We start from the raw sequence: 22,587 nt of genomic DNA, 5'->3' as shown, positions 1-22,587 counted from the left end.
TATAGAGAAAAATGAAAACCTTGCAAGTACTTTTTTAAAAATTTATTTGAAAAACACTTCATTCGATTGAAAATTATTCAAAATCAATATTTTCTTTTATTTTTTATCATATATTAGTATATTTTCCATACCTATTTATTATGTCTTTCTAGGAGATATCTCATTATGCAAAATACTTCATTTATTGGTTTAGGCGTTGCAGGAAACTTTGCTGGACATTTAGAACAAGCGGGCGAAGCGGCTGATTTTTTACAAGTCAAAACGGAAGAAGCCATCCAGCCTAAAGCCATCTTTCCATTTTATGTGCCTAGCCAAACATTAAGCGAAACCGAAGCATTCTTATCGATTTATCCACTCTCTCATCATACTATCGCTTTTCCCAACGATGCAGATAATCTGCAAATTGAACCAGAAGTTGCTCTTATCTGCGATATCGAATACCAAGATCATAAAGTTGTCGCGCTCAAGCCAACACATTTTGCCGCCTATAATGACTGCTCTATTCGCCGTCCAAACGCTCGTAAAATTTGTGAAAAGAAAAATTGGGGAGAAAATTCAAAAGGTATTTCAGCAACACAGATTGCATTAGATACATTCACAAAAGGTGGGGTATTAGATAACTATAACATTGCCTGTTTTCACAAACGAGATGGACAACTCAACACTTATGGCGAAGATAGCCCTGCAGTAAGTTACAGCTACTTTCATCAAAAATTATTAAATTGGATTGTGGATAAAATGAACAACCAACCAGACCAAGGACCAATGAACCACATCGCGGAATTGATTAAACAAGCCAATTACCCGACAAAAGCCATTATTAGCATTGGCGCAACTCGCTATACCGAATTTGGTGAAACGAATTTCTTACAACCTAACGATACCAGTATTGTTGTTGTTTACAACGCAGCTAAATACTCTCATCAGCAAATTGTAGAAATGGCAGAGAAAGAAACCTTTGCCGATGATATTTCAGCACTTGTACAAGTAGTCCGTTGATGGCACAAATAAGGGCAATATTCACAATATATTGCCCTTAAAAATTAAACTGTTGCAGGAAGCCCTCTAAGTTTAAAAGAGCGAACAACATTTTCATACCAATCTTTGATTGTCTCTGTTGTTTTTGCCTCTTCACTTTCGCAAATATTTAGTGTTCCTCTTGGATGCGGCAGAAATTTCTCATCAATAGCCCAATCCAGCACTCGAATTGGTCTTCGATACACAATCCAACCGACCTCACTTGGATCATCAGAGACTTCATATACTCCACCAATAACTTGAACTAATGCAACTAATCTACTTCCATTTTTAATTGCAACAACATCATTAACCTTCATTCGCTCACAAAAATCAGGAATTTGATGTTTTTTCTCCTCCCAATCTCCTAAACCAATAAATTGATAATGTTGCAATATATAAGGTACTTTTTCAGCAAATCCTGCCGCTTCCCCTGGAAACATTTGCATATGCCAAAATTGAATACTCATTACGCCCCCTCATTTCTCGGTTTGTTTATCTTACTACTTATATAATCCTCGTTTCTTAGCTTCTTTTTCTAATTTACTGTTTATATCTTGTATCGTTTGTCCACATGCTTCCTCCCTAGTCGCACGTAATTTTTTCGGTTGGCTGTCCAAATTATTACACATTTCGGCAACTTTGACTATTGTGTCATAATCGCCAATTGTTCTCACAAGTAATGTAGCATATTGCCCTCTACCATAATCTTCTACAACTGCATCAATAAATGCCTTATATGCCTCAGGTGTTTTTGTTACATTAGCAAATTCTTTCATGGACATTTTTGAATAGTCATCAAAGGTTGTTGCTTGCACCGTAACCATGGCACCTAAAAAAATAAATAACAAAATAACGAATTTTTTCATAATAAGATCCTCACAAAATAGTTTATCAGAGTGTTTCACTCTCTATGTCAATAGAGAGTGATTGCAGTATACTGCAATACAGAATTGAATAAATTTAATACAACTCTAAATATTTTTGCGATCTCACTCGAAAAATTAGCAATCAAATCTGACCGCTTGTTTACTTTCTTTTATATTCATCGTTATTCCATCTCATTTGAGGTATTACGATGAAATTTCTTTTTTTACTTTGCTTTCTTTTGCCTATCAACCTTTTTGCTCAAAAACCCGATTTAATGTTACTCGGGCAATATAAAAATCAAGATATTCACGGCTGGGTAATGAGTGAAAAACTTGATGGCGTGAGAGGATTTTGGGACGGCACGCAACTACTTAGCCGCCAAGGCAACACATTTTCTCCGCCCGATTATTTTTTCAAATCATTTCCTCCTTTTGCTATCGATGGCGAAATTTATGGCAAGCAAGTTTCCTTTGAAGAAATATCAGCGATCACTCGATCTGTTGAACCCAAAGGCTGGTATAAACTAAAACTCTATGTTTTTGATGTACCTCACGCAGAAGGGAATTTATTTGAACGCTTGGCAAAACTGGAACAATACTTACAAGCCAACCCCACGCCCTATATTGAAATTATTCAACAAATTCCGATCCAAAACTCAGAACATTTGCAACAATTCTACCAAAGCGTACTTCAACATAACGGAGAAGGCGTTGTGGTAAGAAATCCACAATCACCCTATATTCACGGGCGTTCTGCCCAAATTTTGAAATTGAAACCTGAGTTTGATGAAGAGTGCAAAGTGATTGCTCATCATCAAGGAAAAGGAAAATATGCAGATAAATTAGGGGCGATTACTTGTGAAAATCATCGAGGGATCTTTCGGATTGGTTCAGGCTTTAAAGATCAAGATCGCCTTACACCTCCACCTATTGGCTCTGTTATTACCTATAAATATCGTGGACTAACCGAAAAAGGAAAACCTCGCTTTGCGACTTACCTACGCCAGCGATCTGAAAATTAAGCTAGCGAATAACAAAAATGTAATCCTATTCACAAAATTGCATCTCCTAAAGCAGAATAACTCATTTTTTTGCGCTAGATCAAATTGTTGTTTGACAAGCTCGGTATGATCCAAAAGTTCATACATTTAAATGACTGAAGGAGATTAAATGACCCCAAGTGTAATTACCTTATGCTTTTTAGGTTTTGCGGTGTTGATGTTTGCGCTAGAAAAACTACCGCTTGCTGTTACTGCGATGATCGTTACTGTGGGATTGGCTGTAACAGGTGTATTACCGCCTAAAGAAGCCTTTTTAGGTTTCATCGATACTAATGTAATTTTATTTGTGGCGATGTTCGTCATCGGTGGTGCATTATTTGAAACCGGTATGGCAAATAAAATTGGGGGCGTTGTAAGCCGTTTTGCCAAAAGCGAACGTCAATTAATGGTGGTATTGATGGTCATTACGGGGCTTATGTCTGGTGTATTATCCAATACGGGAACAGCAGCAATTTTAATTCCTGTTATTTTAGGTATTGCAATGAAATCTGGTTTTGCTCGTTCTCGTTTACTGATGCCCATGGCATTTGCCTCAACACTAGGGGGAAATCTTTCATTGATTGGTTCGCCAAATAACCTGGTGGTTCAAGGTGTTTTATCACAAACGGGATTAAAATTTGGCTTCTTTGAATATGCGAAGCTAGGTTTACCAATCTTAATCGTTGGCATTCTTTATTTTGTATTTATCGGTTATCGTTTTTTACCTGCACAACCTAACGTTCACGTAGAAGAAGATGAATACCACGCATTCCATAATCATCATAACGATATCCCAAAATGGAAACAATATCTCTCGCTTTGTGTATTGGCAGCCACTTTATTAGCAATGGTTTTTGAAGATGTGATTGGTATTAAGCTCTATATTTCAGCTTGTATCGGCGCATTGATTTTAGTCATCATGCGCGTCATTACGGAGAAACAAGCTTATGAAGCGATCGATAGCCAAGTGGTTTTCCTTTTTGCTGGAACATTAGCTCTTGCCGATGCCTTACAACGTACCGGTGCAGGCGCTGATATTGCGCACTCTATTTTAGGCTTACTCGGTTCACAGCCAAGCCCAACGATTTTATTGCTAACCATTTTATTGCTTAGCTGTTTATTAACAAACTTTATGTCTAATACTGCAACTGCCGCCCTTTTAGCACCGATTGGCTTATCAATTGCCGGTTCGCTCGGGGCAGATCCTCGTGCAGTGCTAATGGCTGTCGTGATTGGTTCTTCTTGCGCTTTTGCTACGCCAATCGGTACACCGGCTAACACAATGGTACTTTCTGTCGGACATTATCGCTTTATGGATTATGCCAAAGCAGGTTTACCACTTATTGCGATTACGATTACCGTCGCAATGATTTTACTCCCTATTTTCTTCCCGTTTTTCCCATAAAAGTGGGAAGAACAAGCGGTTAGATTTTTAATATTTTTTACAAAAAAGTTTGAAATTTAACCGCTTACAAAAGCTCAAAGATTTTTTTGTGATCTATACCTCATTTTTTATCTTGAGCCTTTGCAACAACCGATGTTCAAGATTATGCTTTAAATTACTGACTATTCAACTTCGAAAGGAAACACTATGACTAATGCAGAACTGTTCGGAGAAGGAATAAACCTGATGGCTTCAGGTATGGGCTTTGTGCTCTTTTTCCTCTTCGTGTTAATTTATGCGATTAGCTTTATTTCAACGCTGATCAATAAGTTTTTCCCTGAACCCGTAACCGAAGCTCCTCAACCGAAACCCAAAGCCACCGTTGCTCAAACAGATGATCTTTCTCGTTTACGCCCTGTTATTGCGGCAGCCATTGCCCATCATCGGAAAACGCAAGGGCTATAACCCGTTACCATTCAAAAAAATAACTAAAGGATATAATTATGACAACTCAAACCAAAAAAATTGCTATTACAGACGTAGTTCTTCGTGATGCTCATCAATCGCTTTTTGCGACCCGTTTACGTTTAGATGATATGCTCCCTATTGCCGCAGAATTAGATAAAATCGGTTATTGGTCCCTTGAGGCTTGGGGCGGTGCAACATTCGATAGCTGTATTCGTTTTTTAGGTGAAGATCCTTGGGTTCGTTTACGTGAACTCAAAAAAGCGATGCCAAAAACACCATTGCAAATGTTATTACGTGGTCAAAATTTATTAGGCTACCGCCACTACGCTGATGATGTTGTGGATAAATTTGTTGAGCGCTCTGTTGCTAATGGTATGAGCGTTTTCCGTGTATTTGATGCCTTAAACGACCCTCGAAATATGAAACAAGCACTACAAGCGGTCAAAAAACAGGGCGGACATGCACAAGGGACATTAAGCTACACAACCAGCCCGGTACATACCCTACAAACGTGGTTAGACGTTACCGAACAACTTTTAGAAATCGGTATTGATTCGCTCGTTATCAAAGATATGTCTGGCATTTTAACGCCAATGGCGGCTCACGAATTAGTGATCGAAATTAAAAAACGTTATGATGTTGAACTCCACTTACATTGCCACTCAACCACCGGTATGGCAGAAATGGCATTACTTAAAGCCATTGAAGCCGGTGTAGATGGTGTGGATACCTCAATTTCTTCAATGAGTGGAACTTACGGACACCCTGCAACAGAATCTATTGTAGCAACCCTTCAAGGCACACCTTACGATACCGGGCTTAGTATCCCTGAATTAGAAAAAATTGCTGCATATTTCCGTAATGTTCGTAAAAAATACGCAAAATTTGAAGGTCAATTACGTGGTATTGATAGCCGTATTTTGGTGGCTCAAGTGCCAGGCGGTATGCTAACCAACCTTGAAAGCCAACTTAAACAACAAAATGCCTCCGATAAACTTGATCTCGTTTTACAAGAAATTCCAAAAGTGCGTGAAGATCTTGGCAACATTCCGCTTGTTACGCCAACCTCGCAAATTGTTGGTACACAAGCGGTAATGAACGTGTTAATGGGCGAGCGTTATAAAACCATTGCCAAAGAAACCGCAGGGATCTTAAAAGGCGAATACGGACGTACGCCGGCACCGGTAAATGCAGCATTACAAGCTCGTGTATTAGAGGGTGCAGCACCAATTACCGATCGCCCAGCCGATCATATTGCACCGGAAATGGACAAAATTGTGGCGGAAGTCGTTGCTACCGCCAAAGAGAAAGGCATTGCGCTATCTGAAAACACAGTTGATGATGCATTAATCGTAGCACTCTTCCAGCAAGTAGGTTGGAAATTCTTAGAAAACCGTAACAATCCTTCTGCATTCGAACCCGTTCCAAACGGAGAAGAAGCGAAACCGACAACAGCAGCTCAACCTAAAGCACAACCACAGACAGGCCCTGCTGTTTATACGATTGAAGTTGAAGGTAAAGCCTACGTGGTTAAAGTCAGCGAAGGTGGCGACATTACTAATATCGCACCAACTACTGCTGCACCAGCGCCTGCCGCACCACAAGCGGTCACTTCTGTACCAAACTCTGCAAATGCAGAACCTGTAAAAGCACCAATGGCAGGTAACATTCTTAAAGTGGAAGTCAGCGAAGGACAGCAAGTCGCAGAAGGCGATGTGTTGCTCATTCTTGAAGCAATGAAAATGGAAACGCAAATCTGTGCAGCAAAAGCCGGTGTGGTACAAGGTATCAGTACCAAACAAGGTGATGTGGTTGCCGTTGATCAAGTATTAATGAGCATTGCATAATTTATCCTTCTCTTAGAAATAGACTTATTCCTTCCTCTTAAACCTGTAATGGTGGGGAGGAAGGCTCAAACAAGTCGATTAAGAGAAGAAAAATAACTTAAGGATTTTTATATGATTGATAGTATTATCGCTCTCTTCCAGGGGATGGGCATTATGCATATGGAGTTTGGGCAAGCCATTATGATTGCAGTGAGCTTGCTTTTACTCTGGCTTGCCATTGCCAAAAAATTTGAGCCATTACTGCTTGTCCCTATCGGCTTTGGAGGGCTGTTATCAAATATCCCTGAAGCAGGGCTTGCGATGACTGCTCTTGATAACCTTTTACATCACGGAACAACCGAACAATTAGCGCTCATTGCCGCAAAAGTTAATAGTGCTAATCTTGATGTTCATAGCATTAAAGAAGCCATTGCGATGACTGCTCCTTCGGTGCAAAATGAGCTTGAAGTCATTGCCGGAGATATGGGTTATACCGCAGGTGTTTTAGCGCTTTTCTATAAAGTTGCAATTGGCTATGGTGTTGCACCGCTTATCATCTTTATGGGCGTAGGGGCAATGACAGATTTCGGTCCACTTCTTGCCAACCCAAGAACATTATTGCTCGGTGCTGCTGCTCAATTTGGGATCTTTGCAACAGTATTAGGCGCATTAGGATTAAACTGGTTAGGCATTATCGACTTTACCCTTCCACAAGCCGCCGCTATCGGGATTATCGGTGGTGCGGACGGTCCGACTGCCATTTATCTTGCCAGCAAACTCGCCCCTGAATTATTAGGTGCTATTGCGGTTGCGGCGTACTCTTATATGGCATTAGTACCGTTAATTCAACCGCCAATTATGAAAGCCTTAACGACAGAACAAGAACGAAAAATCCGTATGGTACAGCTCCGCCACGTGAGTAACCGTGAAAAAATTATTTTCCCTATCGTATTGTTACTTCTCGTAGCATTATTACTACCGGATGCTGCGCCATTACTCGGTATGTTCTGTTTCGGTAATTTAATGCGCGTAAGTGGTGTGGTTGAACGCTTAAATGATACGGCACAAAATGCTCTAATCAATATCGTTACAATCTTCTTAGGGTTATCCGTTGGGGCAAAATTGGTTGCAGATAAATTCTTACAGCCACAAACCTTAGGTATCTTATTGCTTGGTGTCATCGCATTCGGTATTGGAACAGCAAGCGGTGTCTTAATGGCTAAATTGATGAACAAATTTAGCAAAAACAAAATCAACCCACTTATCGGTTCCGCTGGGGTTTCTGCCGTACCAATGGCTGCCCGTGTATCTAATAAAGTGGGCTTAGAATCCGATAAACAAAACTTCTTATTGATGCACGCAATGGGACCAAACGTTGCCGGCGTTATTGGCTCCGCCATTGCCGCAGGTGTTATGTTGAAGTATATTTCAGCGATGATGTAGTTTCTTACAAAAGTTTTAATTTAACCTCCTCTGTTAAGAGGAGGTTATTTTATTATAGCTAGACAAAGTCTAGCTATAATAAAACAGTCAAGTTTTCACTTGACCGTTTTAACTTATAACCCGAGTTTAGCCAACTTATCAGCTTCTTCTTTTAACTCATTAATGGCAGGCTTATCAAAGAAATATTGCGTACCACAACACTCACATTGGATATCAATTACCCCATTTTTTTCAGCTAACATAGCTTCAATTTCTTCCGCTGGTAAGAGTAAAATAGCATTGCCAGAACGCTCACGAGAACAGCCACATTTAAATTCCGTTTGTTGTGGTTCATAAACTTCAACGTGCTCTTCGTGATATAAACGGAATAATAATTCTTCCGCGCTAAGTCCGAACATTTCTTCATCTTTTACCGTTTCTGCTAAAGTAGCTAAATGTTCGAAATCTTCCGGAGTCCCTGTACCATCTGGCATAATTTGCAATAACATTCCGCCGGCAACCGCTTTCCCTTCGTACTCTCCCGTACGAATGATGAGGTGTGTTTGTAACTGTTCTGAACGTGCAAAATAATCTTCTAAACATTCACGAATTGTTGGCTTATCTAATGCAATAACACCTTGGTAACGCTCGCCATCGTTTGGCATAATTGAGATAACAAGTACACCGTTGCCAATCATTTGACTAAGCGTAGCCTCTTCCGAAATATCTCCTTCAACACGGGCTAATGCACGAAGTTGCTGATGTTCATTGCCATTCACGACAGCTAATTTTAGTGGTCCATCGCCTTGAATTTGAACGGTAATTGTGCCTTCAAATTTCATGGTCGCCGTTAAAAGACTCGTTGCAACCAACATTTCGCCCAGTAAATTTTGAACACGAATTGGATAGTGGTGTGTATTTAATGTTTCTGTGAACGTGTCATTTAAACGCACCCATTCCCCACGTACTGCACGGTTTTGGAAAAGGTAGCGATAAAGTTTGTCATTATCTTGTTTGTAAGTCATATAAGTCCTATAAAGAAAATGCCCCTCTTATTTTCAATTTCAAAGAGGGGAGTGAAGTTTCCAACGATATGGGGATAAATTTGTATATTACAAGATCTGTTCTTTGAATTTAACCAAATCGCGGCGTTCTTTTTTGTTAGGACGGCGATCCGGATGAGGCATAGAAAGCGCATTAGCTTTGCGAGCAAATGCAAGTGCTTCACGGGTTTTAATGCTTTTTTCCGTTTCTTGATAAAGTTGTTGTGCCTCTGGCGCACCTCGGCGTTGATCGCTTAGTGCGATGACTAACACCTCTTTTTCTTCGTTGCCTTGGCGTAATTTTATGGTTGCACCAATTTCAACGATTTTACTGGTTTTTGCCCGCTGACCATTATAATGCACCTTACCACCTTCAATCATGGCTTTCGCAATAGAGCGTGTTTTATAGAATCGAGCAGCCCAAAGCCATTTATCAAGACGGATATCATTTTCGGTATGCTCATCGTGTTGTCGATTTTTCATCGAATTTCTCCAGATATGAGTATTACCATTTTAATACTAACTAGAAATGGTTTATTGTTTGTATAAAATTGATAAAAATTCTATCACAAAATATGCTATTGTTATGGCTAAAATTCTTTATCAAGCTATGAAAATGACAAAACAAACCCTTCCAACTATTTTAAATATACAAACGATTGCCAAAACACGTATTTTTGAAGTGCAACAAGTCGATTTACGTTTTTCCAATGGCGAAGAACGTATTTATGAACGCCTTGCGCCACAGCGCCGTTCTTCAGTTATGGTACTCCCAATCCATCAGAATCAACTTGTTTTTGTGAAGGAATATGCTGTCGGACCAGAACGTTATGAACTTACCTTTCCAAAAGGGATTGTCGATCAAGGGGAGCAACCTATCGAAAGCGCTAATCGTGAACTCCAAGAAGAAATTGGGTTTGCAGCCAAGAAAATCACACCGCTACGATCTTTATATAGTGGCCCAAGCCATATGTATGGCTTAATGCATGTATTTGTTGCCGAAGATCTTTACCTCTCTTCATTAGAAGGCGATGAGCCGGAGCCTCTAGAAATTATTTATTATCCGTTAGATAAAATAGATGAGTTATTGGCAGATCCCACTTTTGCCGAAGCTCGTAATCTATCTGCACTCTTTTTATTAAAAGATTTTTTGAAAGCGAGAGCATAACAACAAGTACTCTCATAAGTGGATTCTATTTGGGTTTCTTTGGGGATTGCGGTATCATTTGTGGATTCTAGGATGGAGTTTATATGCAGACACTCAACCAATCATTATTAGATCATATCTTAGCCATCGCCTTTCAAGCGGGAGAACATTTAAAGCAATTTTATGCTAAGTCGGTAGAAATCCAAATAAAAGCAGATAAAACCCCTGTTACAGAGGCGGATCTGTTTATAAGCCGATTTATTACCGAGGCATTAAAGCAATTAACGCCTCATATTCCCGTATTATCTGAAGAGTTTTGTAATATTCCATTATCCGAACGCCAACAATGGCAAGAATATTGGATTATTGATCCGTTAGATGGCACGCAACAATTCATTGATCGCACCGATCAATTCTCAGTGGTTATTGGGCTTGTTCAACAAAATAAACCCGTGCTAGGCGTGATTCATTCCCCTATTTTAGATAAAACTTATTTTGCCATGCAAAATCACGGTTGTTTTTTGCAAGAAAATGGACAAATCCGACCGCTTGTGGCAAAAAAAAATCCTTCAGAACAATTACCCTATTCATTACAAATTACCTTAGGCTCTGCAAATTTTTCGCCCATAGAAAAATGCTTACTTGCCCCTTATCATGCCCAATTTTTTAAATATGGCTCAAGTAGCTTGAAAGCCGGTCTGGTAGCTGAAGGCAAAGCGGATTGTTATGTCCGATTTGGCGACACAGGAGAGTGGGATACCGCCGTTGCAGAAATTTTATTACAAGAGGTTGGTGGCGAAATTTTTGATCTTCATTTCAAGCCTTTAACCTATAACCAACGGGAAACGTTTATTAACCCCTATTTTGTCATGGTTCGAGATCGTAACAGGGATTGGCAAAAAATCTTTCAATTTAATTAGTCTTAGCTATTGGCAAGACAATCAAAAATGTTGCATAGTACGCGGATTGCGACAAATTAGGAATGTAAAATGAATTTAGAAAACAGTTGTATTGTGATTTTTGGTGCTTCCGGCGATTTAACTTTCCGTAAGTTAATCCCTGCACTTTATAATCTTTATAAAATCGGAAAGCTTGGCGAACATTTCTCAGTACTTGGTGTCGCTCGTTCAGAGTTAAGCGATGACTCTTTCCGCCAAAAAATGTACGATGCCCTTGTTAAATTCGAGAAAGCAAGCGGTGAATCTTTAGATGCATTTTGCGAACATCTTTACTACCAAGCCGTGAATACCTCTGATGCGCTAGATTATGTCAAACTTCTGCCTCGTCTAGACGAGTTACACGACCGCTATGGTAGCTGTGGAAACACGCTTTATTACCTTTCAACGCCACCAAGTTTATATGGTGTGATTCCTGAATGTTTAGCCGCTCACGGTTTAACGACCGAAGAATATGGTTGGAAACGTATCATTGTTGAAAAACCATTTGGTTACGATATTAAAACGGCAAAAGAGCTTGATGTTCAAATTCATAAGTATTTTGAAGAGCATCAAATTTATCGTATTGACCACTATTTAGGTAAAGAAACCGTACAAAATTTATTAGTGTTACGTTTCTCAAACGGTCTGTTTGAACCGCTTTGGAACCGCAACTTTATTGATTATGTGGAAATTACCGGTGCTGAATCTATCGGTGTGGAAGAGCGTGGCGGTTATTATGACGGTTCAGGCGCAATGCGTGATATGTTCCAAAACCACTTACTACAAGTACTTGCAATGGTGGCGATGGAACCTCCAGCGATTATCAATGCGGATTCTATGCGTGATGAAGTGGCAAAAGTGCTTTACTGCTTACACCCACTATCAAATGAAGACTTGAAAAATAACCTCGTGCTTGGACAATACACAGCAAGTACCATTGATGGCGAAGAGGTCAAAGGGTATTTAGAAGAAAAAGGCGTCCCAGCAGATTCTACAACAGAAACCTACATGGCGCTTCGTTGCGAAATTGATAACTGGCGCTGGGCTGGCGTACCGTTCTACGTTCGCACCGGAAAACGCTTACCAACACGTGTAACAGAGGTGGTTATTCACTTTAAAACCACTCCACATCCTGTCTTTAGCCAAAATGCGCCAGATAATAAATTGATTATTCGAATTCAACCGGACGAAGGCATCTCTATGCGTTTTGGTTTGAAAAAACCAGGTGCAGGCTTTGAAGCAAAAGAAGTCTCCATGGATTTCCGCTACTCTGATTTAAGCTCTGCGGCTAACCTTATGACGGCTTATGAACGCCTATTGTTAGATGCGATAAAAGGCGATGCGACATTATTCGCCCGTACCGATGCCGTTCACGCTTGTTGGAAATTTGTCCAACCGATTTTAGATTATAAAGCAGAACGTGGACAAGTTTACGAATATGAAGCCGGCACTTGGGGACCTTCTGAAGCCGATAAACTGATTGCAAAACACGGTAAAGTGTGGCGTAAACCCAGTGGGTTAATGAAGAAAAAAGTGTAATCGTAGGGACACACTGCGTGTGTCCATATACATTATTGATAACGGACACACGCAGTGTGTCCCACAAGGATTTTATGAACTACATCACATTCCCAACAGCGCAAAATGCTGTTGAAAAAATCGCACAAGAATTTGTGTTATATAGCCAATTAAACCGCCCAGTGCATATTTCATTATCAGGTGGAAGTACACCAAAACTGCTGTTTAAAACCCTTGCGCAAGAGCCATATAAAAGCCAAATTCAATGGCGAAATCTCCATTTCTGGTGGGGCGATGATCGTATGGTTTTACCACAAGATCCTGAAAGTAATTACGGCGAAGTGCAAAAATTACTGTTCGATCATATTCAAATCCCGGCAGAAAATATCCACCGTATCCGTGGAGAAGAACCTGTTGAGCAAGAACTTGCAAGATTTTCGCAAGAATTGACCGCTTGCGTACCTCATGGCGAGTTTGACTGGATTATTTTAGGGATGGGAACAGACGGACATACCGCCTCACTTTTCCCACATCAAACAGATTTCAATGAACCGAATTTAGCGGTTATTGCAAAACACCCTGAAACAGGGCAAATTCGTATTTCCAAAACAGCGAAATTGATTGAACAAGCTAAACGCATTACTTATTTAGTTACAGGATCCAGCAAGGCTGAAATTCTCAAAGAAATCCAAACGACACCAGCGGAAAACCTACCTTATCCAGCGGCAAAAATTAAAGCCAAAAATGGCGTAACGGAGTGGTATTTGGATAAAGATGCGGCGAGATTGCTTTAATGATAATTTGCCCAAAACATCATAGGATTTTAGGGCGAAAAATATTTCGCCCCTACGCTATGTTTAACTGCTAGACGGTATTGAATGATACATTTTCAAAATGAATAAAATTCATAAAAAATCGAAAAAACTTTCAATAGCCTAATAGTGAATCTTCGATTAGGATTTTCTGACGTTAATTTGAAGGAGAATCCTATGACACAATCACAAAATTTACGCCATAAAATTGACCATAGCCCGATGAGCCGTTACCAATGGGGCATTGTGCTAATGGCGGCGATTATGAATTTTTTAGATGGCTTTGATGTTTTAGCTATCGCTTTTACGGCAACCAATATCTCTAAAGAATTTGGCTTAAGCAAAACGGAGTTTGGCGTTTTAGTGAGTGCAGGACTTGCCGGTATGGTTACCGGTTCAATGCTACTTGCACCACTTGCCGATAAATGGGGAAGAAGACCGATTTTATTATTATCGGTTTCATTTTCAGCCGTAGGTTTACTGATTTCAGGATTATCCACCTCACCTGAAATTCTTGGCATTTCTCGGACATTAACAGGGCTAGGCGTTGGCGGTATTTTGGTTGGCACCAATGTGATTACCAGCGAATATTCCTCAAAAAAATGGAGAAGTTTTGCGATCAGCGTTTATGCAGCTGGTTTCGGTATTGGGGCAATGATCGGAGGTATGATTGCAAAATCGCTACAAGCGACTTATAGCTGGTATTCGGTCTATTTTGCCGGTGCGGCGATGACGGCGATAGTGTTACTGGTTTTATGGCTTTGGCTACCCGAGTCGATAGACTATTTAAATTCAAAACAGCCTCAAAATGCTAAACAACGCCTAAACCAAATTGCGCAGCGACTAGGCTTTCCAGGCGAGTGGGAATTGGTTTCGAACGTGGCAGAAAATAAAGTGAAATTACCAATTTCACAACTGTTTAGCGAGAAATATCTTCGTTCAACCTTACTACTTTGGTTATCATTTTTCGCGATTATGTTCTGTTTTTACTTTATCAGCTCATGGACGCCAGCGTTATTAAAAGAAGCTGGTATGAGTGTAGAAGAAAGTATTAACGTAGGCATGATGATTTCACTAGGTGGAGCCGCAGGCTCATTGCTCTATGGCTTAATCGCTAGCCGTTGGTCGGCTCGTGGGGTGCTAATGTTTTTTACGGTAGCATCTTCTGCAGCGATTGTCGTTTTTATTCTTTCGTCTGCCAATTTAGCGCTTGCGATGGTATTAGGTGTGGTGGTCGGTGCGTTAATTAACGGTTGTATCAGTGGTTTATATACCATCAACCCTGCCACTTACGATGCGGATATTCGTAATACCGGCGTGGGCTGGGCTATTGGCGCAGGGCGAGCAGGTTCTGTATTAGCACCTACCGTTGCCGGAATGTTGTTAGATGCTGGTTGGGAAAAACAGGGTTTATATATTGCCGTTGCAGGTGTGATGTTGATTGCGACTATTGCATTAGCATTTAAAAAATCTCACGTAGAAATTAAAAGTGTATAATGAGAAAGAATTAAGCGGTTAAAATTGAAAAAATTTTTGCAAATTTGACCGCTTGTTCTTGTTTAGAAATGGAATTTAAGCTCAAGATGAACCAAGTTAATAGCCACTATCTTTTAGAAATTAAACAAATTCTCGCCAATGCACGCCAAAAGGCTTATACCGCTGTCAATTCAGCAATGGTTGAAGCCTATTGGAAAATTGGTGAACGTATTGTGTTGGAAGAACAAAATGGAGCTGATCGGGCGGCTTATGGGAAAGAGATTTTACAAAAGCTCTCTTTAGAATTAACCAAAGAATTTGGTAAAGGTTTCAGTTACCGCTCTTTAAGAGAAATTCGCCAATTTTATCTACTATTTAAAGACTATCCAATTTGGCGAACAGTGTTCGCCAATTTATCGTGGTCCCATTTTCAGCGTTCATTAAAGGTATCAAATGATAAAGCTCGTCTTTATTATCTAAAAGAAGCTGCTGAAAATAATTGGTCGGTAAGAACTCTTGATCGCAACATTTCTACGCTTTATTACGACCGCTTATTGGCAAGCCAAGACCAGAGTATCGTCAAAGCGGAGATGCTGGAAAAATCCGTGCCATTACAAGCCAGCGATTTGATTAAATCGCCCACCGTATTGGAATTTTTGAATTTACCGACTAACTTGGCATACACCGAAGCAGAGCTAGAAAAAGCGTTGATTGATAATCTGCAACAATTTATGTTGGAACTGGGCAAAGGCTTTGCTTTTGTGGCTCGCCAACAGTGTATTCGCACCGAAACGTCCGATTTCTTTATTGATTTAGTCTTTTACAATTACATTTTAAAATGCTTTGTAATCGTTGAGCTGAAAACAGAAAAGCTCACTCATCAAGATATTGGGCAATTGGATATGTATGTGCGAATGTACGATGATTTGCAAAAACGCCCTGATGATAACCCCACTATCGGCTTGTTACTTTGCACCGAAACCGATAGCGTGGTGGCGAAATATTCGGTATTGAACGACAGCTCGCAGCTTTTTGCCAGCAAATATATGGCGTATTTGCCAAGTGAAGAAGAGTTGGTGCGAGAAATTGAAAATCAGAAGATGATTTTTGAGCAAAATCATAGTTAGGAAAAACAATGTCAATACTGGCGTATATTTTAACCACCCTTGTCGCCCTTGAGCATTTCTACATTATGTATTTGGAAATGTTTGCCTTAAACAGCCCAAAGGCGAGAAAAATTTTTAATTTAGACGAACAAACGGCAACCGATCCAAAAATTCTGTTGTTGTTTGCTAATCAAGGTTTGTATAACAGTTTTTTAGCCGCAGGGATTATTTTTTCCCTTTGTATTCAACAAAGTGCGGTCACTTATTTCTTTTTAAGTTGCGTGATTGTCGCTGCGGTTTATGGGGCGATAAGTGCGAAGAATAAAGGGATTTTGATTAAACAAGGAATGCCGGCGGTGTTGGCGTTGGTGGTAAGTTTAAGTGCATAGGAGTTAAAATGAAAACACTAGGAATTTTAGGGGGAATGAGCCCTGAAAGTACGGTTTCTTATTATCTAGCGATAAACCGAGCAGTTAATCAACATTTAGGTGGCAATGCGAGTGCAAAATTGATGATTTCAAGTGTTGATTTTGCCGAAATTGTGCAATGTCAAAAATCAGGCGATTGGCAAAAAGCGGGTGAAATTTTAGCTGAACACGCTAAATCATTAGAACAAACAGGCGTAGATGGCATTTTATTAGCCACGAATACTATGCACAAAGTGGCAAAACAAATTATCGACAGTATTTCTGTGCCGTTTTTACATATTTTGGATTGCGTAGCAAATCGGATTAAACAGCAGAATTTAACAAAGGTCGCCTTGCTGGGAACGGCGTTTACGATGAGCGATAATTTTTATCGTGATGGTTTAGCCGAAAGAGGGATTACCGCTATTGTGCCCGAGATTGAGACACAGCAGGAAATTCATCGCATTATTTTTGAAGAACTTTGCGTAGGTAAAATTTTACCGCAGTCCAAAGCATTTTATTTAAAAACGATTGAAAATCTGACCGCACTTGGTGCTGAAGGTGTTATTCTAGGTTGCACAGAAATTGGTTTATTGATAAATCAAGAAGATTCAGCGTTACCGTTTTTTGATACCGCTCAATTACATAGTGAAATGGCGGTAGATTTTATTTTAGATAGATAAATTCGGGTTATACAAGCGGTCAAATTTCTTAAATTTTCCGCAAACAAATTTAAAAGTATCAGTAGGGTGCGTTTGCTAACGCACCAAAAATTCAAAACGGTGCGTTGACACGCACCCTACACAACAGGAGCAAAAAATGTCAGTAAAAGGCGATATCGGCGTTATCGGTTTAGCGGTAATGGGTCAGAACCTTATTTTAAATATGAACGACAACGGCTTTAAAGTCGTGGCGTATAACCGTACTACTTCAAAAGTAGATGAATTTTTAGAAGGCGCGGCGAAAGGTACAAATATTATCGGCGCGTATTCCTTAGAAGATTTAGCCGCTAAATTAGAAAAACCACGCAAAGTGATGTTAATGGTGCGTGCGGGGGAAGTAGTCGATCAATTTATCGAGGCATTATTACCGCACTTAGAAGAGGGCGACATCATCATTGATGGCGGTAACTCAAACTATCCTGATACCAACCGCCGTGTGAAAGCCTTAGCGGAAAAAGGTATTCGCTTTATCGGTTCGGGCGTGTCGGGCGGTGAAGAAGGCGCACGTCACGGGCCTTCGATTATGCCGGGCGGTAACGAAGAAGCGTGGCAATATGTGAAACCGATTTTCCAAGCGATTTCAGCGAAAACCGACAAAGGCGAGCCTTGCTGTGATTGGGTGGGTAAAGAAGGTGCCGGTCATTTCGTGAAAATGGTACACAACGGTATCGAATACGGCGATATGCAGTTAATCTGTGAAGCCTACCAATTCTTAAAAGACGGTTTAGGTTTAAGCTATGATGAAATGCAAGCGATCTTTGCTGAATGGAAAAAAACGGAACTTGATAGCTATTTAATCGACATCACGACCGATATTTTAGGCTACAAAGACACAGACGGCACGCCGTTAGTGGAAAAAATCCTTGATACCGCAGGTCAAAAAGGTACAGGTAAATGGACGGGGATCAACGCATTAGATTTCGGTATTCCATTAACTTTAATCACAGAGTCAGTGTTTGCTCGTTGCGTCTCTTCATTCAAAGATCAACGTGTTGCTGCCTCTAAACTGTTCAACAAAACCATCGGCAAAGTTGAAGGCGATAAACAAGTTTGGATCGAAGCGGTGCGTAAAGCGTTATTAGCGTCAAAAATCATCTCTTACGCACAAGGTTTTATGCTCATTCGTGAAGCGTCTGAAAACTTCGGTTGGGACATCAACTACGGTGCAACAGCGTTATTATGGCGTGAAGGTTGTATCATTCGTAGCCGTTTCTTAGGTAACATTCGTGATGCGTACGAAGCGAACCCGGATTTAATCTTCTTAGGGTCAGATGCGTACTTCAAAGGCATTTTAGAAAACGCCTTAAGCGATTGGCGTAAAGTAGTAGCGAAGTCTATCGAAGTGGGTATCCCAATGCCTTGTATGGCAAGCGCAATCACCTTCTTAGACGGTTATACCTCTGAGCGAGTGCCGGCAAACTTACTTCAAGCACAACGTGACTACTTCGGCGCACACACCTATGAGCGTACCGACAAACCACGCGGCGAGTTCTTCCACACTAACTGGACTGGTCGTGGTGGGAATACGGCATCGACCACTTACGATGTGTAGTTTTATCTCTTAACTTCATTTACGCCTTTCTTGATTTTCTTTCAGAAAGGCGTTTATTTTTTAAGTAGAATTGCTTAGGATAATGTATAATAACAGCCTTAATTTTCTTTATCCATTACGCAAAATAATGAGCCAATTTTTCTATATTCACCCTGATAACCCACAGCCTCGTTTAATTAACCAAGCGGTCGAAATTATCAAAAATGATGGTGTTATTATTTATCCGACTGATTCTGGTTATGCATTAGGTTGTGCGATAGGAAATAAATCGGCAATGGAGCGCATTGTCAAAATCCGAAAATTGCCAGAAAACCATAACTTTACGTTAGTTTGTAGCGATTTATCGGAATTGTCCAATTATGCAATGGTTAGTAACCAAGCCTATCGCTTAATTAAAAATAACGTGCCAAATCCTTACACCTTTATTTTGCCGGCAACAAAAGATGTCCCTCGCCGTTTATTAACGAAGCGAAAAACCATCGGGATTCGTGTGCCACAAAATGAAATTGCGTTAGCTTTGATTTCTGCACTAGGCGAACCGATTTTGTCTTGCTCGTTAATGCTACCTGATGAAGAAATCACTCAATCAGATCCCGAGGCAATTCGAGATCTGTTAGAACGTCAAGTTGATTTGATTATCCACGGAGGGTATTTAGGCGCAGAGCCAACTACCGTGATTGATTTAACAGACGACAGCCCAGTCATTATTCGTGAAGGCTCGGGCGATTTAACCCCATTTTTATAGGCAGAGATTCTGCCTTTGATTATCGACGCTTGTGAAAGCGACAATAGGAACGCTAAATGAAAACTTTTCAAACCAAACAAACAACAAAATCGACAGTAGCGAATAAAAATCCTCGCCTTGCAGAACGCAATGAAAAGCGAGCGACTCGTCCAACCTCTAAACCGCTTATTGCAAAAAAAACAGCAAAACCGACCGCTTCTCCAGTCTTAAATGAAAAGAAAGAGAAGGTTGTTGGCGAAAAATTACAGAAAATTTTGGCGCGTGCAGGGCAAGGTTCTCGCCGTGAATTAGAAGAAATCATCGCCGCTGGGCGTGTGAGTGTTGATGGTAAAATAGCTTCGCTTGGCGATCGTGTTCAAGTGAGTTCAGCAACCAAAATCCGTATTGATGGTCATTTGATCAACCTGATTCCAACCCAAAAAGAGATTTGTCGTGTGCTAATGTATTACAAACCGGAAGGCGAACTGTGTACACGTTCAGATCCGGAAGGACGAGCAACAGTTTTCGACCGTTTACCTCGTTTAACGGGTTCTCGTTGGGTTGCGGTGGGGCGTTTAGATATTAACACTTCGGGGCTACTGCTTTTCACCACCGATGGCGAATTAGCTAACCGTTTAATGCACCCAAGCCGTGAAGTTGAGCGTGAATATTCTGTGCGTGTTTTTGGTAATGTTGATGAAGCTATGCTTCAACGTTTACGCAAAGGCGTGCAATTAGAAGACGGACCGGCAAACTTTAAACAAATTAAAGCCGTAGGCGGCACTGGGATTAACCAATGGTTTGATGTAACTTTAACCGAAGGGCGTAATCGTGAAGTGCGCCGTTTATGGGAATCACAAGGTGTTGAAGTGAGCCGTTTGATCCGTATTCGCTATGGTAATATCAAACTGGAAAAAAGTTTACCTCGTGGCGGTTGGGAAGAAATGGGCTTAGAACAGGTAAACTATTTGCGTGAGCTGGTTGGCTTGCCGGCAGAAACAGAAACGAAGGTAGATGTTACTAAAAATCGCCGCCGTACCAATGTTCGTCAAATTCGTAAAGCGGTAAAACAACACGCTAAATATCGTGCGAAAGCGTAAAAGATTGTTGTATGGCTTAAGGTAGTTATATCGAAATGAATCTTAAAAAATATGGATTAATAGATCTCCATCTTCATCTAGATGGTTCTCTTTCTCCTGAGAATGGATGCTTGAATGGGCGGAGAAACAACACATTGCATTACCGGTAAAAAGAGTTGAACAGTTACTACCGTTAATTTCTGCACCTAAAGATTGTAGTGATCTCAATCAGTATTTAGAATGCTTTGCGATTCCTGTTTCGTTATTACAAACAGGGGAAGCAATCACTTCCGCTGTTTGTGATCTTGTCAAGCGTTTAGATGCGCAAGGCATAGCTTATGCGGAAATTCGTTTTGCACCACAGCTACATACAAAAAAAGGGCTAATACAATCTCAGGTTGTTGAAACTGCCTTAAAAGGATTACAACATGGACTGGAACAATCCTCTTTATTTAAAGTAAACTTGATTTTGTGCTGTTTACGAGGTATTGGATCTTTAGAGGGAAATTTAGAAACAGTACGTGTTGCTAAACAGTTTTTAACGGATTCATCAGCAGGTGTGGTCGCGATTGATTTAGCAGGCCCGGAAGCAGGTTATCCGACAAAAGATTTTAGCCAAATATTTGAATTAGCGAATGCATTAGGCGTCCCTTTTACTATTCACGCTGGAGAAGCGGCTGGTGCAGAAAATGTTGCGCAAGCGCTAGACCTAGGTGCAAAACGCATTGGGCATGGGATTCGAGCAGTAGAATCGGAAGATGTGATGCAACGTTTATCAGGAGATCGCGTTGCGCTTGAGATGTGTCCTTGTAGCAATTTACAAACAAAAGCAACGGAGAACTTGCATGACTATCCGCTCAGAACCTTCTTAATAAAAGGCATTTTAGCAACCTTGAACACAGATAATATGACGGTTTCACAAACCTATATTCAGCAAGAATTTCGTTTATTAGAAGCCGATTATCAGCTAAAAGAGGAAGAAGCAAAACAGCTGCTAAAGAATGCGATTCAAGCTGCATTTTTAAATGAGAGAGATAAAAAAGCCTTACAAGCGTATATTATGCAACGCTATGCAATAAGCCTTTAATTAAAATGCCCTCGTTTGTTTTAATACACACGAGGGCATATTATTTTAGTGCTGATGATGTCGTTTTTCTAACTGAATCCAGTTGTAGTAACCATAAATGGAGTTACATAAATACATCATATACATCACTAATAATGGCGTACTTGTTTCGCCATTTTGGAAATACATTACCGCCCAAAGAGAGATAGTCATTATATTCACAATAATCCATAATGCCCATTGCTCACGATAACGCATAATCATTAAGACTTGAGCAACAATAGAAATCACAACCGTCGCACCGTCTAATACGGCTAATGCACTGCCGAGATATTTTAATAATTCAATATAAGAGAAAGTACCGATTACAGTCACAATGGCTAAAATCCCCCACTGTTTGGCGTTGAGCGCTTTGGCAATAACTTCGCTTGCACCAGCAGTATTTACGGTGTTTTGATTAGTCATATTTTTACGCCAGAAGTAAAATCCAATAAACTGAACCGGTACGTAAACCAATAAGTTAAGCATCATTTCGCCGTATAATTTAAATGTATAAGAAATGTAAGCGTAAAGTGAAACAGAGATCAGACCAAAGAAATAGTTACTGATTTTACCTTTACCGACAAAAACCACACATAAAATACCTGTGATTGCGGCAATGGTTGCAATCCAAGAGTCAGGCTGAATAACAAAAATACCTATCTGAATTGCAAGAAAAAGCAATAGCCAACTGGCTTCAAATTTAGTCCAACCACTAAAGAGTTCCTGTTTAAGTTTGGTAAGAAGAGATGTTGAATTCATATAGCCTCCTAAAATGTTCAACTGAGTTTTATTTTACCTCTTTAATATCAGAAATGTAAAATATAAATAACATTTTAGTGTTTTGTTTTGATCTTTTTCATGTTTTATGGCTGATATAAAATACAAAAGCGGTCTGTTTTATTGCAAAATTTGCAAAAAACAGACCGCTT

23 protein-coding genes are annotated in these 22,587 nt (G+C 40.2%); 18 read left to right on the top strand and 5 right to left on the bottom strand.

Annotation, left to right across the window (positions count from 1 at the left end; all coding sequences use genetic code 11):
• Nucleotides 1-165: 165 nt before the first annotated feature.
• Nucleotides 166-999, top strand: a complete 834-nt coding sequence (locus AM305_RS04995) for a DUF5718 family protein (RefSeq protein WP_005823640.1) — start codon at nt 166-168, stop codon at nt 997-999.
• Between the two features lie 44 nt (nt 1,000-1,043).
• On the opposite strand, the gene AM305_RS04990 is transcribed toward AM305_RS04995, so the two are convergent.
• Nucleotides 1,044-1,487: a hypothetical protein gene (locus AM305_RS04990; RefSeq protein ID WP_005823639.1), complete on the bottom strand. Its 444-nt coding sequence runs from the start codon at nt 1,485-1,487 to the stop codon at nt 1,044-1,046.
• A gap of 33 nt (nt 1,488-1,520) precedes the next feature.
• On the bottom strand, nt 1,521-1,886 hold the full coding sequence (locus AM305_RS04985; RefSeq protein ID WP_005823637.1) for a hypothetical protein: 366 nt from the start codon (nt 1,884-1,886) through the stop codon (nt 1,521-1,523).
• Between the two features lie 209 nt (nt 1,887-2,095).
• Here AM305_RS04985 and AM305_RS04980 point away from each other — a divergent pair, with 209 nt between their 5' ends.
• The 5 genes from AM305_RS04980 to AM305_RS04960 all read left to right on the top strand — a co-directional run bounded on the left by AM305_RS04980 (nt 2,096) and on the right by AM305_RS04960 (nt 8,047).
• On the top strand, nt 2,096-2,908 hold the full coding sequence (locus AM305_RS04980; RefSeq protein ID WP_005823635.1) for a DNA ligase: 813 nt from the start codon (nt 2,096-2,098) through the stop codon (nt 2,906-2,908).
• Between the two features lie 148 nt (nt 2,909-3,056).
• Nucleotides 3,057-4,331 (top strand): sodium/C4-dicarboxylate transporter SdcA, encoded by a 1,275-nt coding sequence (gene sdcA, locus AM305_RS04975; protein ID WP_005823633.1) that lies wholly within the window; start codon nt 3,057-3,059, stop codon nt 4,329-4,331.
• A gap of 186 nt (nt 4,332-4,517) precedes the next feature.
• Nucleotides 4,518-4,775, top strand: a complete 258-nt coding sequence (locus AM305_RS04970) for an oxaloacetate decarboxylase subunit gamma (protein WP_035293949.1) — start codon at nt 4,518-4,520, stop codon at nt 4,773-4,775.
• A gap of 38 nt (nt 4,776-4,813) precedes the next feature.
• The gene (oadA, locus tag AM305_RS04965; protein ID WP_005823629.1) at nt 4,814-6,625 is read left to right on the top strand and encodes a sodium-extruding oxaloacetate decarboxylase subunit alpha; all 1,812 of its coding nucleotides are present in this window, start codon (nt 4,814-4,816) and stop codon (nt 6,623-6,625) included.
• A 114-nt stretch (nt 6,626-6,739) separates the two neighbouring features.
• Entirely contained in the window at nt 6,740-8,047 is a 1,308-nt protein-coding gene (locus AM305_RS04960; protein WP_035293969.1) for an oxaloacetate decarboxylase subunit beta, read from the top strand.
• A 113-nt stretch (nt 8,048-8,160) separates the two neighbouring features.
• Here the strand turns inward: AM305_RS04960 and hslO are convergent, their stop codons facing one another.
• Nucleotides 8,161-9,051, bottom strand: a complete 891-nt coding sequence (hslO, locus tag AM305_RS04955; protein ID WP_005823624.1) for an Hsp33 family molecular chaperone HslO — start codon at nt 9,049-9,051, stop codon at nt 8,161-8,163.
• 87 nt (nt 9,052-9,138) lie between these two features.
• Nucleotides 9,139-9,552, bottom strand: a complete 414-nt coding sequence (gene hslR, locus AM305_RS04950; RefSeq protein ID WP_005823622.1) for a ribosome-associated heat shock protein Hsp15 — start codon at nt 9,550-9,552, stop codon at nt 9,139-9,141.
• Nucleotides 9,553-9,685: 133 nt separating this feature from the next.
• Between hslR and nudE the strand changes: the two genes are divergently transcribed.
• The 12 genes from nudE (at nt 9,686) to add (ending at nt 21,637) form a co-directional block, all read left to right on the top strand.
• The gene (gene nudE / locus AM305_RS04945; protein WP_035293967.1) at nt 9,686-10,237 is read left to right on the top strand and encodes an ADP compounds hydrolase NudE; all 552 of its coding nucleotides are present in this window, start codon (nt 9,686-9,688) and stop codon (nt 10,235-10,237) included.
• A gap of 83 nt (nt 10,238-10,320) precedes the next feature.
• Nucleotides 10,321-11,136: a 3'(2'),5'-bisphosphate nucleotidase CysQ gene (cysQ, locus tag AM305_RS04940; RefSeq protein WP_005823618.1), complete on the top strand. Its 816-nt coding sequence runs from the start codon at nt 10,321-10,323 to the stop codon at nt 11,134-11,136.
• Between the two features lie 69 nt (nt 11,137-11,205).
• Nucleotides 11,206-12,693 carry a glucose-6-phosphate dehydrogenase gene (zwf, locus tag AM305_RS04935; RefSeq protein WP_005818089.1) on the top strand — a complete coding sequence of 496 codons (1,488 nt, stop codon included), beginning with the start codon at nt 11,206-11,208 and terminating at the stop codon, nt 12,691-12,693.
• 74 nt (nt 12,694-12,767) lie between these two features.
• Nucleotides 12,768-13,466: a 6-phosphogluconolactonase gene (gene pgl, locus AM305_RS04930; protein ID WP_005823616.1), complete on the top strand. Its 699-nt coding sequence runs from the start codon at nt 12,768-12,770 to the stop codon at nt 13,464-13,466.
• A gap of 195 nt (nt 13,467-13,661) precedes the next feature.
• Nucleotides 13,662-14,981 (top strand): MFS transporter, encoded by a 1,320-nt coding sequence (locus tag AM305_RS04925; RefSeq protein WP_005823613.1) that lies wholly within the window; start codon nt 13,662-13,664, stop codon nt 14,979-14,981.
• A gap of 86 nt (nt 14,982-15,067) precedes the next feature.
• Entirely contained in the window at nt 15,068-16,087 is a 1,020-nt protein-coding gene (locus AM305_RS04920) for a PDDEXK nuclease domain-containing protein (protein ID WP_005823611.1), read from the top strand.
• Between the two features lie 8 nt (nt 16,088-16,095).
• Entirely contained in the window at nt 16,096-16,455 is a 360-nt protein-coding gene (locus tag AM305_RS04915) for a DUF1304 domain-containing protein (RefSeq protein ID WP_005823610.1), read from the top strand.
• A gap of 8 nt (nt 16,456-16,463) precedes the next feature.
• The gene (locus tag AM305_RS04910) at nt 16,464-17,156 is read left to right on the top strand and encodes an aspartate/glutamate racemase family protein (RefSeq protein WP_005823608.1); all 693 of its coding nucleotides are present in this window, start codon (nt 16,464-16,466) and stop codon (nt 17,154-17,156) included.
• 136 nt (nt 17,157-17,292) lie between these two features.
• The gene (gnd, locus tag AM305_RS04905) at nt 17,293-18,747 is read left to right on the top strand and encodes a decarboxylating NADP(+)-dependent phosphogluconate dehydrogenase (protein ID WP_005823607.1); all 1,455 of its coding nucleotides are present in this window, start codon (nt 17,293-17,295) and stop codon (nt 18,745-18,747) included.
• A gap of 127 nt (nt 18,748-18,874) precedes the next feature.
• Complete coding sequence (locus AM305_RS04900) at nt 18,875-19,492, top strand: L-threonylcarbamoyladenylate synthase (RefSeq protein ID WP_005823605.1); 618 nt, start codon at nt 18,875-18,877, stop codon at nt 19,490-19,492.
• A gap of 56 nt (nt 19,493-19,548) precedes the next feature.
• Nucleotides 19,549-20,571, top strand: a complete 1,023-nt coding sequence (rluB, locus tag AM305_RS04895; RefSeq protein ID WP_005823603.1) for a 23S rRNA pseudouridine(2605) synthase RluB — start codon at nt 19,549-19,551, stop codon at nt 20,569-20,571.
• Between the two features lie 106 nt (nt 20,572-20,677).
• A complete protein-coding gene (gene add / locus AM305_RS04890) occupies nt 20,678-21,637 on the top strand; it encodes an adenosine deaminase (protein ID WP_005823601.1) in 960 nt (319 codons plus the stop codon).
• 45 nt (nt 21,638-21,682) lie between these two features.
• On the opposite strand, the gene pnuC is transcribed toward add, so the two are convergent.
• A complete protein-coding gene (pnuC, locus tag AM305_RS04885; protein WP_005823599.1) occupies nt 21,683-22,417 on the bottom strand; it encodes a nicotinamide riboside transporter PnuC in 735 nt (244 codons plus the stop codon).
• Between the last annotated feature and the right edge of the window lie 170 nt (nt 22,418-22,587).

Origin of the sequence: Actinobacillus minor NM305, assembly GCF_000175195.1 — a bacterium.
Classification (GTDB): domain Bacteria; phylum Pseudomonadota; class Gammaproteobacteria; order Enterobacterales; family Pasteurellaceae; genus Haemophilus_A; species Haemophilus_A minor.
Note: the sequence above shows the minus strand (reverse complement) of the source record. Positions and strands in the feature narration are given on the sequence as shown.

Coding starts and splice junctions, on each gene's coding strand:
- AM305_RS04995 (WP_005823640.1), top strand. CDS start 166: ATGCAAAATACTTCATTTATTGGTTTAGGCGTTGCAGGAAACTTTGCT.
- AM305_RS04990 (WP_005823639.1), bottom strand. CDS start 1,487: ATGAGTATTCAATTTTGGCATATGCAAATGTTTCCAGGGGAAGCGGCA.
- AM305_RS04985 (WP_005823637.1), bottom strand. CDS start 1,886: ATGAAAAAATTCGTTATTTTGTTATTTATTTTTTTAGGTGCCATGGTT.
- AM305_RS04980 (WP_005823635.1), top strand. CDS start 2,096: ATGAAATTTCTTTTTTTACTTTGCTTTCTTTTGCCTATCAACCTTTTT.
- sdcA (WP_005823633.1), top strand. CDS start 3,057: ATGACCCCAAGTGTAATTACCTTATGCTTTTTAGGTTTTGCGGTGTTG.
- AM305_RS04970 (WP_035293949.1), top strand. CDS start 4,518: ATGACTAATGCAGAACTGTTCGGAGAAGGAATAAACCTGATGGCTTCA.
- oadA (WP_005823629.1), top strand. CDS start 4,814: ATGACAACTCAAACCAAAAAAATTGCTATTACAGACGTAGTTCTTCGT.
- hslO (WP_005823624.1), bottom strand. CDS start 9,051: ATGACTTACAAACAAGATAATGACAAACTTTATCGCTACCTTTTCCAA.
- hslR (WP_005823622.1), bottom strand. CDS start 9,552: ATGAAAAATCGACAACACGATGAGCATACCGAAAATGATATCCGTCTT.
- nudE (WP_035293967.1), top strand. CDS start 9,686: ATGACAAAACAAACCCTTCCAACTATTTTAAATATACAAACGATTGCC.
- cysQ (WP_005823618.1), top strand. CDS start 10,321: ATGCAGACACTCAACCAATCATTATTAGATCATATCTTAGCCATCGCC.
- zwf (WP_005818089.1), top strand. CDS start 11,206: ATGAATTTAGAAAACAGTTGTATTGTGATTTTTGGTGCTTCCGGCGAT.
- pgl (WP_005823616.1), top strand. CDS start 12,768: ATGAACTACATCACATTCCCAACAGCGCAAAATGCTGTTGAAAAAATC.
- AM305_RS04925 (WP_005823613.1), top strand. CDS start 13,662: ATGACACAATCACAAAATTTACGCCATAAAATTGACCATAGCCCGATG.
- AM305_RS04920 (WP_005823611.1), top strand. CDS start 15,068: ATGAACCAAGTTAATAGCCACTATCTTTTAGAAATTAAACAAATTCTC.
- AM305_RS04915 (WP_005823610.1), top strand. CDS start 16,096: ATGTCAATACTGGCGTATATTTTAACCACCCTTGTCGCCCTTGAGCAT.
- AM305_RS04910 (WP_005823608.1), top strand. CDS start 16,464: ATGAAAACACTAGGAATTTTAGGGGGAATGAGCCCTGAAAGTACGGTT.
- gnd (WP_005823607.1), top strand. CDS start 17,293: ATGTCAGTAAAAGGCGATATCGGCGTTATCGGTTTAGCGGTAATGGGT.
- AM305_RS04900 (WP_005823605.1), top strand. CDS start 18,875: ATGAGCCAATTTTTCTATATTCACCCTGATAACCCACAGCCTCGTTTA.
- rluB (WP_005823603.1), top strand. CDS start 19,549: ATGAAAACTTTTCAAACCAAACAAACAACAAAATCGACAGTAGCGAAT.
- add (WP_005823601.1), top strand. CDS start 20,678: ATGCTTGAATGGGCGGAGAAACAACACATTGCATTACCGGTAAAAAGA.
- pnuC (WP_005823599.1), bottom strand. CDS start 22,417: ATGAATTCAACATCTCTTCTTACCAAACTTAAACAGGAACTCTTTAGT.